Raw genomic sequence first — 16,612 nt, 5'->3', positions numbered from 1 at the left:
TTTTGTCGTTCATGTCGACCTAAGCTTGCGCCGGCCTATAGTCCCAGCTGATGGCCGCGCTCGAGGCGGCTGATCTGCTGCTCGCCCGTATCGGCCAGCTCGCGGAACTCCTCGATCGTGCCGCGCAGCTTCGGCAGCGCGTCCTGCTTGTAGGCGCTGATAGAGTCGAGCGCCGACAGCACGTCCGCGAACGCCTGCTTGAGCGTCTCCACCGAGACGCTCGATTCCAGCGCCTGCTTGTGGATCTCCGCTCCCTGCGTGTTCAGCAGACGGGACGTGCCGGCGATCAGATTGTTCGTCGTCTGGTTGAGCACCTCGATCTTTTTGAGCACGATCTTCTGATGGTACAGCGCGCCGGCGACCATGACCGCGATCTTCAGCGCGGAGACGGTGACGTTCTGCGCCCGATCGACGCCGCGCATCAGCTCCTTGTTGTTGCGCCGGACGACCTCGATCGCCATGATGCCCTGCTGGTTGACGACGAGCATCTGCTGCAGGTCCATCACCCGCTGCCGCATCGGGAAGAGCACCTCCTCCGAGATGAAGCGGATTTTGTCCGGGTCCTCGTTGCGGGCTTTCGCCGCCTCGATCTGCTTCTCGATCGATTCGTCCATGAGTAGGCCGAGCTGGATCTCCTTCTGCAGCCGCTTCGTCAGGTCGCGCAGCGCCGCCTGCTCGATCTCGAGCGTCGTATTGTCGTTCTTGAGCGTCGTCTTGCCCTTGCTCAGCGACTCCACGATATCGGCGATGACCGCATCGGCTTTCTCGAAGCGGAGGAAGTACGCGCGCAGCGGATTGAACAGCTTGCCGAGCAGGCCGGTCTTGGCGAAGTCGACCGCGCTCGGATCAAGATCCTTGAGCTGCGTGTGCAGCTCCGCCAGCCCTTTCGCCACCGGCCCGCCCTCGTCGCCGGCTTTGGAGAGGCTGCCGACCGTCACCTGCAGCAGCGCGTTTTTGCCCGACGACGTCTTCATCGTCGCCATGCCGAACTGCTCGATCGTCTGCAGGATCTCCTTGCGCTTCTCGAACGAGTCCAGATCCAGCTCCATGATCGCCGAGACGTTCGCCTCGGCCTGCGCCTGCAGCTGCTTCACTTCCTCCGGCACCGGCTTCACTTCCTGCTCGATGGCCGTCTTGATCGCTTCGGGACTCGGGACTTCCAGGGAAAATGCCATTCGTTCATCCTCCTCCAGGGGTATCGGCGCCGCGCGCCGCGATTACATCTGCACGTTGAACAGGTTTCCGATCTTGTACACGACATCGTCGGTATCGGCGTTGATGCTCGCCGCCTCGTTGATGCCGGAAATGCTCTCGAGCGCCTTGATGTTGGCGTTGTAGCCGATCGTATAGATCGGAATCTGGTACGCTTCGATCAGATCGCGGATGTCCTTGAGCGAGCTGCCCTTGTTCGTCTCGCCGTCGCTCAGCACGAAGATGAGCGGCCGCGCGTTCGGATCGGTCTGCTTGTAGTCCTCCAGCAGCTTGATCGCCGCCAGGATGCCGTCAAACGTCGCCGTTCCGCCGCTTGCCTGCAGGCTGTCGACCGCGCCGACGAACATCGACTGCTGGTTCGTATCGTACTTGGCGATCGGCAGCCGGATGCTGACGCGGTCGGAATACGAGACGAGCCCGATGCTGTTGTCCTTGCCGAGATACTTCTGGCCTTTGACCAGCGACTCCTTCAGCCGGTTGAGCGGCTCGCCCGCCATGCTGCCGGAGACGTCGGTGACGAACACGGCCGCGATCGGCTTCGCTTCGTTCTTCTTCTCCTTCCACAGCTTCTGCGCGGAGGCCAGCAGCGCGCCGTCGACGGCGGGCAGCTCCGGCTGGTAGCTGTCCAGCCCGTTGAAGCCTTTGTCGGACGCCGCCTTCTGCTGCTGGGCGCCGAGGGCGAACTCGGCGAACTTGCGGGCGATCTCCAGCTTCTCCGGGCCGATGTCGCCGAGCGCGTAGAGCGGGCTGTCGTGGCGGACGCCGAACGGCGTGAACACGTAGCCGCTTTTGAAGTCGTCCGCATTGACGAACGTCTGGTATTCCAGCACGAACGCGTCCAGCCGGCCCGACTTGGCCGCCTCCCGCATCTGGATCGTCGTCGAGGCAGTGAACGGCACGTTCGCCTGGAACTTCTGGAACCCTTGGACGGCCGTCTCGCTGAGCAGGTCGGAGCTGTCGAACGTATAGAGCGCGGTCAGCAGGAAGTTCAAGCCCGTCGAGCTGGCGAAAGGATCGGTATAGCCCATCGACAGCTTGTTCTCGGCGATCGCGTCGGTGACCGTCTTGACGTTGACCGCGCCGTAGTCGCCGACGATCTCGTCGTACTTGGCCTTGGCCATGACGATGCCGGGCACGTTGCCCGCCAGCCGCTTGGCGACCAGCTCCGTCTTGACGCCGCTGGCCTTGACCATCTCGCCCCACAGCTCGTTGGACGGCGTGAAGGCGTCCGGCACATGCTTGCCGCTGCGGATATAGTCGGCCGCCGTGCCGGAGGCGATGTTGCGGATCTGCACCGACGCCGGCTTGCCGCCGGCCTGGATGCCGGCCTTGTTGAACGCCTCGCCGACCTCCGTCAGCCAGCCGTCGACGCCGCTGCCCGATTTCTCGGTGGAGGAAAAGATCTCCAGGAACGTATCGGTCGTCGGCTCCACGGCGATCGGGAACTTCGAGATGTCCGGCAGCGAGGCCGCGACATCGACCGGATCGAGATCGATCTGGCCTTTGACCGGCGGCTCGGTCGTCACGCCGAGCTTGCCGTACAGCTTGGCAAGCTTCGAGGCGGCGCCCTCGGCGCTCACCTGCTGATCGGTCTTGCCGAGATTGGAGGTGAACTGGATGCCATAGTAGACAAGCGCGAAGACGGCGAGGATGAGGACGATGGATACGAATGCAAAACGGCCTTTTCTCATGGCGGACGCCCCCTATGCGTAGTATTTGGTCGAGCGGATCAAGGCGTCCAGCTCCTGCATGCCCGGCAGCTCGTCGATCGTGCCGGGGTGCTGCTGGTCGAGACGGGTCAGCTCGAGAAGCAGCTGGTTCAGCTTGAGCAGAATTTCTTCGTTGTGGCCAAGCGTCGCTTTCAGAAACTCATGCTGCTCGCGGATCAGCTCGAGCCGGCGCTGCTGCAGGTCGCGGGAGAGCGAGCGGCTGCCGGACTTCAGCTCCGCCTCCGTCTGCTCGTAGACGGCGAGCCGGCTGAGCACCGCGCGCAGGTTGCGGCGGAACAGCTCCTCCACTTCCAGGATGACGCCGCTGAACTTGCGGTAGCTCAGCTCTTCGGGCTCGAACCGCTGCGCGAGCAGCCGATGAAGCGACTGCTTGCGCTTCTCCATCCGGTCCAGCTGCTCCAGCGCCAGCTCCAGCTCGGCCGCGACCGTGCGGACGCGGCGGAACGCGCCAAGCGCGGCGGCGTAATGCTCGGCCGTCTCGAGCTTGGCGGGAGCGGCAGGCGCAGGCGGACGTTGAAGCAAGGCATAGGCGCCGTATAGAAGCGCGAGTCCGCTGGCGGCCAGAACGGCCGCTCCGAGGGCGGAGGAGAAGGCGGAGCCTCCGAAGCGGACGTTCATCAAGCCGGGAGAAAAGACCGCGACGTTGGCGGCGGCCACGCCGAGGGTGAGGGCGAATGCCCGGGCGAGCTTGGTTGCGGCCAATGGTTCGACCTCCTGCCTGCAAGGAATTAGGATCGTTTACTACTAAGCGATAAGGTTTCTTTTCCTACGGCGCATCCAGCGGAATGGTTGCAAAGGAATCGAATCCCTGTACAAGCTCCGACTCCCAAAACGGATGCTTGGCGCCAATTCATGAAAATTATACCATAGCTCCGTCTGCGTGGATGCAGAAAGTCCCGTCCGCATAGGGCGGACGGGACTTGCGGACGAGCTCAATCGGCGATCACGATGATCAGGGCGGCCACGCTGGCGACGGCAGTGACGATATAAAGCAAGGAGAGCCGCGCCCAGCGGCCGCCGTGCTTGCGGTCGTAGTCCGGATCGGCCTGCCGGTTCTCGCGGGAGAAGCCGACGGCAAGCGTAGCGCCGATCGCGGTCAGGATGACCAGAGCGACTAGAATGTAAGGCAGCATGGAATTCCCCCTCGTGGAAGCGTTTCTATGCCCTCAGTATAGCAGATCGAGACGCCGGAAAGACCCCCTGGCTGTGAAGGCTTCGCGAACAAAGCCGCTTGCCGGCAGGCCGGTCCGACCGGCTGCAAAAACCGGCTTCGGTTGGCCGGCTCGACCGGCCGCAAAAGCCGGTTTTCTTCAGGCCGGCGCGGGCGGCCGCCAAGACCGGCTTCGGGTGGCCGGCGCGACCGGCCGCAAGCCGAAAAAAAGCCGCCCGTAGGGGCGGCTGCGGCTTCAGCGGCTGTAGTAATACTGCTTGATGTAATAGTGGGAGTCGCTCAGCCCCGTCTGCTTGCGGCAGTCGGGACAGATGAGCTCGCCGCGGGCGGGAGCGTTGCTCTCGCAGGAGAAGCACAGCTCCGGCGCCTCCGCAGAGGAAGCGCCTGGGTCGGCTTGGCGGATCGGGTCGGTCGTCATCGTGGATCGTCTCCTTGGTCAGTCGGATTGGTCCTGCAGATGCGGGTAGGCTCTCGTCGTCAAAAATTCCGGCAGCGCCTGCTCCAGCGTCATCTCGCGGAACAGGTCGGCCGCCAGCCGCAGCGACTCGAGCCGTCGCGGCGGCTCAAGCCCGGCCTCGAGCGGCTCCAGCTCCTCGGCCAGCCACCGCTCCAGCAGCTCCGGGGCGAGCCGCCTGCCGTCCGCCAGCTTCGCCTCCGGCAGATGAAGCCATTGCCACAGCTGAGCGCGGGAAATTTCGGCCGTCGCGGCATCCTCCATCAGGCCGCGGATCGGCACCGCTCCGATCCCGTCCAGCCAGGCGGCGACATACTGGACGCCGACCGACAGGTTGGCGCGCACGCCCTCCTCCGTGATCGGGCCTGCCGGAGCCTGCAGCAGCTCGGCCGCCGTCACGTCGCCGCCACCCGGCATCGCGCCGAGCTGGTTCGGCCCCGGCATAAACGCGTCGAATACGTCCCGCGCCACCGTCACGAGCGCCGGATGCGCCACCCAGGTGCCGTCGTGTCCGAGCCGCGCCTCGCGCTGCTTGTCGCGGCGGACCCGCTCCAGCGCCAGCTCGTTGGCCTTTGCGTCGTGCTTGACGGGGATGAACGCCGACATCCCCCCGATGCAGTGCGCGCCGCGCTTATGGCAGGTGCGGATCGCCAGCCGCGCGTAGGCGTCCATGAACGGCGACTCCATCGTCACCAGGCTGCGGTCCGGCAGGATCGCGTCCGGGTGGCGGCGCAGCTTTTTGATATACGAGAAGATATAGTCCCAGCGGCCGCAGTTGAGGCCGTCGACATGCTCTCTCAGCGCATGCAGGATCTCCTCCATCTCGAACGCCGCCGGCAGCGTCTCGATCAGCACCGTCGCCCGGAAGAAGCCGCGCGGCAGGCCGAGCCGCTCCTCCGCGTGGACGAAGGCATGCGCCCAAAGCGCCGCTTCCTCCATGCTTTCCAGCTTGGGCAGGTACAGGTAGGCGCCTTCTCCTCTCTGCCGCAGCGCAGGCGCGTTATGCCAGGCGAACAGGCCGAAGTCGAACAGGCTCGCCGAGATCGGCCGGCCGCCGAGCCGCGCATGCTTCTCCTCCATATGCCAGCCGCGCGGCCGCATTTTCAGCACGGCCGGCCGCTCCGCCAGCTCCAGCCGCCTGCCGTCCGGCGTCTCGTGGCACAGCGTGCGCGCCAGCGCGTCCCGGATGTTGCGCTGGCCGCCGACGACGTTGCGCCAGGTCGGGGCGTTCGCGTCCTCCAGGTCGCACATGAACACGCTCGCGCCGGAGTTGAGCGCATAGAGGACCATCTTGCGGTCGCCCGCTGGGCCGGCGATCTCTACGCGCCGGTCCTGCAGCGCCGGAGGCGTCGGAGAGATCCTCCACGAGCCGGAGCGGATCGGCGCCGTATCGGCGCGAAAATCCGGCTTCGCCCCGCGGTCGAACGCCTCCTGCTTGCGCGCTCGCTCCTCGAGCAGCGCGCGGCGCCGGTCTCCGAACCGCTGCTCCAGCTCGCCGACAAAAGCAAGCGCTTCGGCCGTCAGCATCGCCTGCAGCTCCGGCTTCAGCGGCGGGGCGGCCAGCTGCAGCCGGTTGTCGATCTCCCTCATGCTCCCGCCTCCTCGCTGGCTGCCGCCGCGAACTGCGCCGCCTCGGTCGATCCGGCGAGGGCGGCGGTGCTCGCCGTCCCGCCGCTCACGACGCCCATCACCTCGTCGAAATAGCCGGTGCCGACCTCCCGCTGATGGCGCGTCGCCTCGTAGCCCGCCGGCTCGGCGGCGAATTCGGCCTGCTGCAGCTCGGAGTAGGCGGCCATGCCGCGCTCCCGGTAGTCTCTCGCCAGCGTGAACATGCTGTAATTGAGCGCATGGAAGCCCGCGAGCGTGACGAACTGGAACTTGTAGCCGAGCCGTCCGAGCTCCTGCTGGAAGCGCGCGATCTCCTCGTCGCTCAGCTTCTTCTTCCAGTTGAAGGACGGCGAGCAGTTGTAGGCGAGCGGCTTGCCGGGATGCATCTCGTGGATCGCTTCCGCAAAGCGGCGCGCCTCCTCCAGATCCGGCTCCGATGTCTCGCACCAGACGAGGTCGGCATACGGCGCGTAGGCGAGGCCGCGCGCGATCGCCTGCTCGATGCCCGGCCGCACTTCATGGAATCCTTCCGGCGTGCGGACGCCGGTGCGGAACGGATCATCGGCCGGATCCGCGTCGCTCGTCAAGAGCCGGGCGGCGTGGGCGTCGGTGCGGGCGATCAGCACCGTATCGACGCCGAGCACGTCGGCCGCCAGCCGGGCGGAGACGAGATGGCGCACCGCCTGCTGCGTCGGCAGCAGCACCTTGCCGCCGAGATGGCCGCATTTCTTTTCCGAGGAGAGCTGGTCCTCCAGATGCACGCCCGACGCGCCGGCCTCGATCATCGCCTTCATCAGCTCGAACACGTTCAGCGCGCCGCCGAAGCCGGCCTCGGCGTCGGCGACGATCGGCAGCAGGAAGTCGATGTCGTCGCGGCCTTCGGCATGCTGGATCTGATCCGCCCGCTGCAGCGCTTGATTGATCCGCTTCACGACGCTCGGCACGCTGTTGGACGGGTACAGGCTCTGATCGGGGTACATCTGTCCGGACAGATTGGCGTCGGCGGCGACCTGCCAGCCGCTCAGGTAGATCGCCTTGAGCCCCGCCTTCGCCTGCTGCACCGCCTGGTTGCCGGTCAAGGCGCCGAGCGCCGGCACATACGGCTCGCTCTGCAGCAGCTCCCACAGCCGAGCGGCGCCGCGCGCGGCCAGCGTATGCTCGACGAGCACAGAGCCGCGCAGCTTCAGCACGTCGTCGGGGCCGTACGGCCGCTGCACTCCCCGATAGCGGGGCGAGCTCCAGCGCTCCAGCAGCCGCTCCCTCTCCTGCTCGATCGTTCGGCTCGGTCCGCTCATGTCCACGCGCCTCCTTCCTCCAGCTCCAGCACGCCGGAGCCCTCGCAGCGCGGGCAGCGCTCGTACGCGCCTTCGGCTGCCGCCTCCGGGCGTCGCCACGCAGATCCTCGCGCCTCAGGACTTCGCAGCCGAGGACCTCGCGCCGCGGAGGCGTCCCAGCCTCCTTCGAGCAGCTGGAATTCCAGCTCTCCATGACCTTCGCAATGCGGACAATCCATCCGAGCCATCTCCAATCTGTATGAGTTTGTTTCGAGTTCTTGTGGCTATTATATAACAGAAATCAAGAAATGTTCAACACTGTTTCAGACTTTTTTTGTTGTTATAGTACAGATTGAAGAGTGCGTCTTCGCGGCTGTTCTTGCTGCCCAGACTTAGCGTCTGCGCGGCACGAGAGAGGGTCGCTGCGAAACGCCCCTGCTCGTTGAATAGGGCTGTCTGAGGCTCATGGAAGGGGAGGACGCCAGCTGCCGCAGGGACGTTTAAAAAGAAAAAACGAGACGAATTCGCTGCATCGCAGCTTCGTCTCGTTTTCCTAATTGGCGATTCAAGTTGGAATCGTACAAGCTATGGTCCGCAGCGGCGCGGCTCTCTGACGGCATGACGGGATGCCGCGATGCCTCTGCCGCGTCAAGCCGCCTCAAGGCTCCATCAGCCTCGCCGTCAGCATCGACTGGGCGACCTTGCGCCCGTCGGCATATACCTGGATCTCGATCTTGCAGAACTTGCGGCTCAGCTCGATCAGCTCCGGGTACAGGCGGAGCGTCTGGTCGATCTCCACCGGCGCGAGGTAGTAGACCGACTGGCTGTCGGCGATCAGGTTGCCGCGCCGATGATCGCGCAGCGCCCGCGCCGCGGCATGATGGACGAGCCCGGCGAGCACGCCTTCCGACAAGTGCCCCATCGGGCTGCTGAACAGCGCTTCGGCCGGCCCTTCGTAATAAAGGCGTCCGTCCGCCTCCTGCCCGGAGACGAAGCGGCGGCGGATCTGGTCCTCCAGCGTCTCGCCGTTCTGCGGCTGATGCTGGATCTGCTGCATCGCCTGCAGCACGTCCTTGCGGCTGATGACGCCGCTCAGCCTCCCTTCCGCATCGACGACCGGCAGCAGCTCGATCGACTCTGCGACCATGCGGTGCCCCGCCGTCGCGACCGACGTCTGCGGCGTGCATGTCTTCGGCTGAGGCGTCATCCGCTCGGCGATCGGCTCGGCGGGCGAAGCGCCGATGAGATCCTTCGTCGTCACCATGCCAACCGGGCGCCGCTCGCGGTCGACGACCGGGAAGCGGTTGTGGTTCGTCTGCTCGATGACGGCCATCGCGTCGGCGACGGTCGCTTCTTCCGGCAGCGACGCGACGGGCTCGTCCGCATTCATGATGTCCGCGACGAGCACGATCTGCTTTTTGATCAGCCGGTCGTAGATCGCGCGGTTGATGAGCGCGGCGACCGTGAACGTATCGTACGCGCTGCTCAGGATCGGCAGCTCCAGCCGGTCGGCGAGCGCGACGGCTTCCGGCGTCGCGCCGAAGCCGCCCGTCACGAGCACCCCGGCTCCGAGCGAGAGTGCGCTCAAATGCGCCTTTTCGCGATTGCCGACGATGAGCAGGTTGTCCGGCTCGATATAGCCCATCATCGCCTCGAGCTGCATCGCGCCGATGACGAACTTGCTGAGCGGCTTGCCGAGGCCCGCCTCGCCGCCGAGCACCTGGCCGTCGACGATCGCGACGATCTCTCCGAACGTCAGCCGGTCGATCTTCTCGCGCTTGCTGCTGTCGACGCGCACCGTGCCGGTCCGCAGCTTCGTGCTGACGATGCCGCGCGCCTCGGCGTCCTTGATCGCCCGATAGGCGGTGCCCTCGCTGACGTCCATCGCCTGGGCGATCTTCCGCACCGAGACGCGCGCGCCGACCTCCAGCTTTTCCATATAGGCGATCAGCTGCTCATGCTTGGTGGAAAAATCCGCTTCTGCCATGCCCGCTTCCCTCCGCATCGTTGGTGCTGCTCACGGCTGCCCGCCGCCGGGTCCGAGCTTTTTCGCTTCCGACGGCGTCATGCCGTTGTACCGCTTGAACAGCTTGGTGAAATAGTTCGCGTTGCCGCAGCCGACGCGCTCCGCCGCCTCGGCGACGCTGCAGTCCTCCTGGCGAAGCAGCCGCATCGCCTCCTGCATGCGCACCTGGTTCACATAGTCGATGTACGTGCTGCCCGTCAGCTTCTTGAACACTTTGCAAAAATGGAACGGATCCATCCGCACGCGCGCCGCCGCGTCCTCGATCGTATGCTTGTCCGCGCAGCTCGCCTCCACATGGCGGAGCAGCTGCTTGAAGCGCTCCTGCCGCAGCTGCGCCTCTCGCGGCCTCGCCGGCGCGGGAGCGGGCTGCGCGGCCGCCGCGCGCGCCAGCAGCAGCAGCAGGCCGGTCCGCGCTAGCAGCCGCCCGCCCGCCGTGCCGGCGGCGATGTCGGCGATGACGCGCTCCGCGAGCTCCGTCTCCCCGCTCGCGCCGAGCGGGTGAAGCCGCCCTTGGCCGTCCAGATAAGGCTGGAGCAGCTCCGCATAGCCGGGATCGCCGCTCCAGTCGCGCAGCAGCGCGCCGCTGAACACGACCGATACGTATTCGGCCGCTCCGCCGAAGCGGCTGTAGCCGGCATGCAGGTCGCCCGCCTGCACGAGCAGCACGGTTCCCGGCTCCGCCTCGAACGGCTCGCTGTTCAGATGGAAGACCGCCTTGCCCCGCCGCATGGCGATCAGCTCGAAATGCTCATGCCAATGCAGGAACAAAATATTCTGTCCCGGAGCCGTATCCTCGGCACGGTTGACGTAGACCTTGGCCGGAAACAGCGGATCGAGCGGATTGCGCTCCCGCAGCCGGATTCCATCCTTCATGCGATGCACCGCCAAGATAAGAGTGGTATTCCCCAAGATCGGCTAGAGCCGCGCCGATTGACAGCGCTTATACTAAGCCTGATTGAGTTCATCATAAACCAACATCGGCACGGTCAGCAAGGCAGATCGTTCTCGGTCCGCTGCTGCCCTGGCCGACAACCGGATTCCCTAGAGGAGGCTCTCATCCCCATGAACCGAACCTTATCTTCCCCGCGCCGCCGGATCGTCGTCGCCGGCTGCGGCGGCATGGCCCATACCTGGGTCGAGTATGCTTTGACCCGCGACGACGCCGACATCGTCGGCCTTGTCGACGTCCGCCTCGAGGCGGCAGAGGGCATGCGGGACAAGCACGGCCTGAGCTGCGGCGTCTACACGGACCTGGAGCAGGCGATTGCGGAAAGCGGCGCCGATCTCGTCTTCGACGTGACCATTCCGGCGAGCCATCATGTCATCAGCCAGACGGCGATGCGGCTCGGCTGCGACGTCTTCACCGAAAAGCCGCTGGCCGAAAGCTGGGAAGCCTGCCTCGACGTCGTCCGGACCGCCTCCGAGACGGGCCGCATGCATGCCGTCATGCAGAACCGGCGCTTCGACCCGCGCATCCGCGCCTTCCGCAAGCTGATCGCCGGCGGCGCGATCGGCACGCCGGGCTTCGCCGGAGCGGACTTTTTCATCGGCGCCCACTTCGGCGGCTTCCGCGACCTGATGGACAGCCCGCTCATCCTCGACATGGCGATCCATACGTTCGACCAGGCGCGGCTGCTGCTCGGCGCCGATCCCGTGTCCGTCTACTGCCAGGAGTTCAACCCGCCCGGCTCCTGGTACAAGGGCGCGGCTTCGGCGCTGTGCATCTTCGAGATGTCGGACGGCAGCGTATTCAGCTACCGGGGCTCCTGGTGCTCGGAAGGAGCTCCGACCTCCTGGGAAGCCCAGTGGCGCGTCATCGGCTCGACCGGAACGGCGCTCTGGGACGGCGAAGGCTCGCCTTACGCGGAAGTCGTCGATCCCGCCGGCCAGGAGCAGGCGTTCATCCGCAGCTCGCAGCGCATCGACACGTCTCCTGACGAGGCGGGCGAGCCGTGGCATCACCGCTGCATCGCCGAGATGTTCGACGCGCTGCATGGCGGCCGTCCCTCGGAGACGGACTGCCGCGACAACCTGCTCAGCATGGCGATGGTGTTCGGCGCGATCCGCAGCTCCGCCGAAGGCCGCAAGGTGGCCATCTCCGAGCTGCTGCCGAGCGGATCGCTCGGTTGACAAGCGCTTCAACGACAGACAGGTCCGGCCTCAGCCGAACCTGTCTTTTTAATTCGCCTCATCTACTTTCCCGTTCCTGTCTCTTCGCACTCTTCCTTTGAACACGAAAACGTCCTCCTCGACAGAGCGGAAACCGCTATAACCGAAGTCTCCCCCCGGCACGCCCATTACGCCTTTCCGGTTTTTCGCTGTCATGCCCCGTCCATCCGGCAAGCCTTGGCCCGCTCAGCGAGGACGGCCCTCCCGCAGCTCCGGCAGCTTGGCGGACATGCGCTCCATCGCCGTCTTCATCTGCGCGTTGTCGATATGCGTGTAGATCTGCGTCGTCTCGATGCTCGCATGGCCGAGCAGCTCCTGCAGCGTGCGGATGTCCGTGCCGCTGCGGATCTGCATCGTCGCGAAGCTGTGGCGCAGCTTGTGGCTCGACAGCTTCTTCATCGCCAGCTCCGGCCGCTCGCCCTGCAGCCGCTCCAGCGTGCGGTCCGCGATCGTCTGGATCATGCGGACCGACAGGCGGCGTCCGAGCTGGCTGACGAACATCGGCTGCTCCTTGCCTTGCCGCATCCGGCCGCGGCTGTCGTCCTCCAGGCGCCGCAGCAGCCGGGCGAGACTGTCCGGCAGCGGCAGATAGCGCCATTTCCGTCCTTTGCCGAGCACCGACAGCGTCCCGTCCGGCTTGAGATCGAACGAGTTGAGCCGATGGATCTCCCCGACCCGCAGTCCGGCGTACGCCATGAGCAGCAGGATCGACAGATTCCGTTCCTGGTGCTTGCCTCCGACATGCCCGAACAGCTCCTGCAGCTGCTCCTCGTCCAAATAGACCGGCATGCGGTTTTTCTGCTGGCGCGACTTGGGCGTGAGCGCGGCCGGATTGGCCTGCAGCCGGTCCATCTCGTTGAGCGCCCGATAGAACGCCCGCAGGGAGCTCAGCTTGCGGTTGCGCGCCTCGTCTCCCGCTCCCCGCTCGCGGCTCGCGGACAGATAGCGCATGATGTCCAGCTTGCCGCTGCGCTCGAGCGCTTCGGGATACAAGGACGCGAGATAGAGACGCACGTCGGCGACATACGCCCGTTCCGTCGACAGCGTCATGCCCTGGTTCTTCATCCAGATGCGGAACAGCTCCAGCTCCTCGCCATAGGCCTCTTGCAGCTCATGCACCGTCACGGACAACCTTCCCCACTCCTTCTCGTTCCTGCTAAAAGTCTCTTAAAATCGAAGTTGCGTAAAATATGTATTTCACGCAACTTTTGAGCCGGGAAAAACGGCATTCCTGAGCTCAGGAATGCCGGACATGCTCGAGCGTCTGTCGGAACACTTGTTCGACGTGATCGTCGTCGAGCGAATAGTACACCGTCTTGCCTTCCTTGCGGCGCTTCACGATCCGCATGTTGCGCAAATAGCGCAGCTGATGGGAGACGGCGGATTGGTTCATTCCGAGCAGCACGGTCAGATCATGCACGCACAGCTCGCTGTGCATGAGCGCGTCGACGAGCTTGACCCTTGTCGGATCGCTCAGCGCCTTGAGCCAGTCGGCCAGCTGCAGCGCGGAGCGGTCGTCGAGCATCGCCGCCTTGACCGCGCTTAGATCGCGGGGCTGCTCGGGCGCCGCGTGCTCGCCCTCCAGCTCGGACGGCTCGTCCTCGCGCCAAGCGGCCTCCTCCACCTCGGCCCCTGCCTGGCTTTTCGCATCCGTATTCATCCGCCTCTGCCTCCGATCCGTATCCATTGACCTTCATTATACCAATCGCCGGCATTAAACGGAAGTTTTACGGACATCATTAATTTTTAGGGATAATTGTCCCAATCGGTTGACCATTCCAGCAAACAATCATATCATATGAGCAAGTATTCATGCGTATGGTCAAGGAAGGAAGATGCCCCTTGCTGGAATATCGGGTGAAAGGACTCAGCTGCGGCAACTGCGCCGCCGATCTGGAGCGGCAGATCCGCAAGCTTCCTCATGGCGATACGGCCGCGCTTCATTTTTCATCCGCGCGCCTCGTCATGGATGAACGCGTGCCTATGGACAAGGTGCGCAAAATACTGAAGACCGACGGCGCTTCGATCCTCGCGGAACGATCGGCTTCGGCCGTTCCAGAAGAAGCCCCCGCCTCCTGCTGCGGGGCGGGACACTCTCATGAGCATGGCCATGCACACGCTCGAAGCCATGCGCATGACCATGCTCACGGGCATGGCCACGATGCAGATGCCCACGATGGGGTCCATGATGATGACAGCAATGATGCACATGGCCACGCTCACGGGCACGGTCACGCTGGAGTCCATCATGATGTTGACAGCAGGCACGAACATAGCCACGGCCAAGCGGACCTTCGCAAGCATGTCGCCCAAGCGCAGGAGCAAGACCAGGCAAGCGCTCCTGGACACGCGCACGGTCATGATCATGACCACGATCACGACCATGCCTCCGGTCGCGGCATCTACGCGCAGCTCGGCATCAGCCTCGCGCTGCTGCTGGCCGCCGTCCTGCTCGGCGACCGCGTGCCGTCCGCCGTCTCCATCCCGCTCTATCTCGGCGCGATCGCGCTCAGCGGCTGGCGGACGTTCTGGAAAGGGCTGCGCAATCTGGCGAGCCTCCGCTTCACGATCGACACGCTCATGACCGTCGCGCTCATCGGCGCCGTCGCCATCGAGGAGTGGAAGGAAGCAGCGCTCGTCGCGATCCTGTTCGGCGTCAACGAGCTGCTCGAAGGGCTCGGCATGAACCGCGCCCGCGAGTCGATGGACCGCCTGCTCGAAGCGGCGCCGAAGGAAGCGATGCTGCTGGAGGACGGCGCGACGCGGCGTATTCCCGTGTCCCGCCTGTCCGCCGGCCAGACGGTGCTGGTCGCCGCAGGCTCGCAAATCCCTTCCGACGGCGTCATCGTCACCGGCAGCAGCTCCGTCAACGAAGCCGCCATCACCGGCGAGCCGATCCCGGTCGACAAGAAGCCCGGCGACGCCGTATTCGGCGGCAGCCTCAACCAGGAGGGCAGCCTGACGGTCCGGATCGAAAAATCGTACTCGGAGTCCTCCCTGGCGAAAATTCTCCAGCTCGTCCAGGAGGCGCAGGAGTCCAAGACGCCGACCGAGCTGTTCATCAACCGCTTTTCCCGCTACTATACGCCGGCGATCATGATCATCGCCGTGCTGGTCATGCTCGTCCCGCCGCTGCTGCTCGGCGGCGAGTGGCGCCACTGGCTGTACGAAGGACTCGCCGTGCTCATCGTCGGCTGCCCGTGTGCGCTCATCCTCTCCTCGCCGGTCGCGATCCTCGCCGGCATTACGCGCCTCGCGCGGGAAGGCATCCTGGTCAAAGGCGGCGCCCATCTCGAGCAGCTCGGCCGCATCCGCATCATCGCCTTTGACAAGACCGGCACGCTGACGAAGGGACATCCGCATGTGGCCGAGGCGGCGAGTTGGGACGACCGCTTCCTCCCGGTCGCGGCCGCGATGGAAAGCGGCTCCGCCCATCCGCTCGCCAAGGCGGTGCTCGCCTACATCGAGGAGCGCGGCATCGCCTACGAGACGGCGGAAACGACGGCCGTACCCGGCAAAGGGCTCGCTGCCGCGCTCGGCGGCACGAAGTACTCGCTCGGCAGCCCCGCTGCGCTGGAGGAGCTCGGCATCCTCCCGCATGCGGAGGCGGCCGAGGCGCTCCGAGCGTACCGCGAGCAGGGCTTGACGCTCGTCGCGCTGGCGGACGAGAGCCGGCTGCTCGGCCTGTTCGGCATCTCCGACGAGCTGCGGCCGGAGACGCCCGGCGTCGTCCGCGAGCTGCGCCGCGCCGGCATCGCCCGCACCGTCATGCTGACCGGCGACCATGAAGCCGCCGCCCGCCGCATGGCCGCGGCAGCCGGCGTCGACGAGACGGCAGCCGGACTGCTGCCCGCGGACAAGGTCGAGCGCGTCAACCGGCTCAAAGCCGCAGGCAAGGTCGCGATGATCGGCGACGGCATCAACGACGCGCCGGCGCTCGCCGCCTCCGATCTCGGCATCGCCATGGGCAAAGGCACGGACAGCGCGATCGAGACGGCCGATCTCGTGCTCATGCAGGATCATCTCGGCAAGCTGCCCGAGGCGATCCGCACCGCCAAGCGCACGAACCGGATCATCCGCTTCAATCTTGCGGTCGCGCTCGGCCTCAAGCTCGTCGCTCTGCTGCTGACGATCCCGGGCTGGCTCACGCTCTGGATCGCCATCCTGTCGGATATGGGCGCGACGATCTTCGTCTCGCTCGTCAGCCTGCTGCTGCTCGTCCCTTCCCGCCGCTCGGCGGAAGAGCCGGCGTCTGCACCAGCCGTCGCGGAATGAGGATGGAATGAGCGCAGAAAATAAAAATCCTTCGGCCGCTTGAGGGCCGAAGGATTTTTTGATTAAACTGGTCGAGCGATGCATCAGCCGATGCTCCATGGGGTGCATCAAGGAATAAACTGCTGCACGATCTTCGTCACGACGCCGTCCTTGACCGTCAGATGATACGGGAAGTCGGCGAGGTCGAGCACGTCGTTCTTGGCATACAGCTTGGCGAACTCGTCGAGAGCGACCGGCTCGTTCCACTGCGTCTCCAGCTCGGCCGGGTCTCCTGTGCGGTCATACAGCTGCATGAGCACGGCTGCATCCGGCGAGATCTCGTACGTAGTCGCCGTCGTATCGTCATTGACGATATAATAGCCGTCCGGAGCGCCGTCCAGGCCGCTGTCCGGCTCATGCTTCAGGAACTGCTCGTCGGCTTCCTTGCCTTCGTACCATTCGATCGGATCGACCGTTATGTACCATTTGCCTTCTTTATGGGTGATGGATTCGATATAGTCGGTTTGGGTGTCGGCCGTCTTTTGCACCGGCTGATAGTCTCCGCCTACGGCATTGGCCGTGGAGATGAAATAGAACAGGATCGAGGCGGTGGCGAGAATGCTGATGAGACTTTTTTTCATGTGGCTCGTCTCCCTTTCGCAAAGCTAGGACTTGTGACAAGAGCTTGACGTTCATTACCCTTGCTCGCAAGGG

The 16,612-nt window shown here is 65.0% G+C and carries 15 protein-coding genes; 2 read left to right on the top strand and 13 right to left on the bottom strand.

Going from position 1 to position 16,612, the window contains the following annotated elements:
* Nucleotides 1–35 precede the first annotated feature (35 nt).
* The 10 genes from GE073_RS12610 to GE073_RS12565 all read right to left on the bottom strand — a co-directional run bounded on the left by GE073_RS12610 (nt 36) and on the right by GE073_RS12565 (nt 10,348).
* Nucleotides 36–1,175, bottom strand: a complete 1,140-nt coding sequence (locus GE073_RS12610) for a toxic anion resistance protein (RefSeq protein ID WP_153783566.1) — start codon at nt 1,173–1,175, stop codon at nt 36–38.
* A gap of 42 nt (nt 1,176–1,217) precedes the next feature.
* A complete protein-coding gene (locus GE073_RS12605) occupies nt 1,218–2,903 on the bottom strand; it encodes a VWA domain-containing protein (protein ID WP_028597721.1) in 1,686 nt (561 codons plus the stop codon).
* A gap of 12 nt (nt 2,904–2,915) precedes the next feature.
* Entirely contained in the window at nt 2,916–3,644 is a 729-nt protein-coding gene (locus tag GE073_RS12600; protein ID WP_153783565.1) for a hypothetical protein, read from the bottom strand.
* Nucleotides 3,645–3,874: 230 nt separating this feature from the next.
* Nucleotides 3,875–4,075, bottom strand: coding sequence for a hypothetical protein (locus GE073_RS12595; protein ID WP_043110956.1), 201 nt, complete (start codon nt 4,073–4,075; stop codon nt 3,875–3,877).
* Between the two features lie 273 nt (nt 4,076–4,348).
* Entirely contained in the window at nt 4,349–4,531 is a 183-nt protein-coding gene (locus GE073_RS12590; RefSeq protein ID WP_028597719.1) for a hypothetical protein, read from the bottom strand.
* Between the two features lie 18 nt (nt 4,532–4,549).
* A complete protein-coding gene (aceB, locus tag GE073_RS12585; RefSeq protein WP_153783564.1) occupies nt 4,550–6,157 on the bottom strand; it encodes a malate synthase A in 1,608 nt (535 codons plus the stop codon).
* Nucleotides 6,154–7,470, bottom strand: coding sequence for an isocitrate lyase (gene aceA, locus GE073_RS12580; RefSeq protein ID WP_043110955.1), 1,317 nt, complete (start codon nt 7,468–7,470; stop codon nt 6,154–6,156). The genes aceB and aceA overlap by 4 nt, the downstream gene beginning before the upstream one ends.
* Entirely contained in the window at nt 7,467–7,688 is a 222-nt protein-coding gene (locus GE073_RS12575; RefSeq protein WP_153783563.1) for a hypothetical protein, read from the bottom strand. Before GE073_RS12575 ends, aceA begins: the two co-directional genes overlap by 4 nt.
* A gap of 419 nt (nt 7,689–8,107) precedes the next feature.
* Nucleotides 8,108–9,436 carry a DRTGG domain-containing protein gene (locus tag GE073_RS12570; RefSeq protein ID WP_028597715.1) on the bottom strand — a complete coding sequence of 443 codons (1,329 nt, stop codon included), beginning with the start codon at nt 9,434–9,436 and terminating at the stop codon, nt 8,108–8,110.
* 30 nt (nt 9,437–9,466) lie between these two features.
* On the bottom strand, nt 9,467–10,348 hold the full coding sequence (locus tag GE073_RS12565) for a helix-turn-helix transcriptional regulator (protein ID WP_028597714.1): 882 nt from the start codon (nt 10,346–10,348) through the stop codon (nt 9,467–9,469).
* 189 nt (nt 10,349–10,537) lie between these two features.
* On the opposite strand from GE073_RS12565, the gene GE073_RS12560 reads away from it, so the two are divergent.
* On the top strand, nt 10,538–11,605 hold the full coding sequence (locus GE073_RS12560; RefSeq protein WP_028597713.1) for a Gfo/Idh/MocA family protein: 1,068 nt from the start codon (nt 10,538–10,540) through the stop codon (nt 11,603–11,605).
* Nucleotides 11,606–11,830: 225 nt separating this feature from the next.
* Here GE073_RS12560 and GE073_RS12555 read toward each other — a convergent pair whose 3' ends face one another.
* Nucleotides 11,831–12,769, bottom strand: coding sequence for a tyrosine-type recombinase/integrase (locus GE073_RS12555; protein ID WP_228551860.1), 939 nt, complete (start codon nt 12,767–12,769; stop codon nt 11,831–11,833).
* Between the two features lie 112 nt (nt 12,770–12,881).
* Nucleotides 12,882–13,304: an ArsR/SmtB family transcription factor gene (locus tag GE073_RS12550; RefSeq protein ID WP_084136675.1), complete on the bottom strand. Its 423-nt coding sequence runs from the start codon at nt 13,302–13,304 to the stop codon at nt 12,882–12,884.
* Between the two features lie 182 nt (nt 13,305–13,486).
* Here GE073_RS12550 and GE073_RS12545 point away from each other — a divergent pair, with 182 nt between their 5' ends.
* Nucleotides 13,487–15,919: a heavy metal translocating P-type ATPase gene (locus GE073_RS12545; protein ID WP_228551465.1), complete on the top strand. Its 2,433-nt coding sequence runs from the start codon at nt 13,487–13,489 to the stop codon at nt 15,917–15,919.
* A gap of 107 nt (nt 15,920–16,026) precedes the next feature.
* Here the strand turns inward: GE073_RS12545 and GE073_RS12540 are convergent, their stop codons facing one another.
* Nucleotides 16,027–16,539, bottom strand: a complete 513-nt coding sequence (locus tag GE073_RS12540; RefSeq protein ID WP_043110953.1) for a hypothetical protein — start codon at nt 16,537–16,539, stop codon at nt 16,027–16,029.
* Nucleotides 16,540–16,612 lie beyond the last annotated feature (73 nt).

This window comes from Paenibacillus sp. B01, from assembly GCF_009649995.1.
GTDB lineage: Bacteria > Bacillota > Bacilli > Paenibacillales > Paenibacillaceae > Paenibacillus_O > Paenibacillus_O pasadenensis.
The sequence above is the reverse complement of the archived record's forward strand: the minus strand, read 5'-3'. Positions and strand labels throughout refer to the sequence as shown.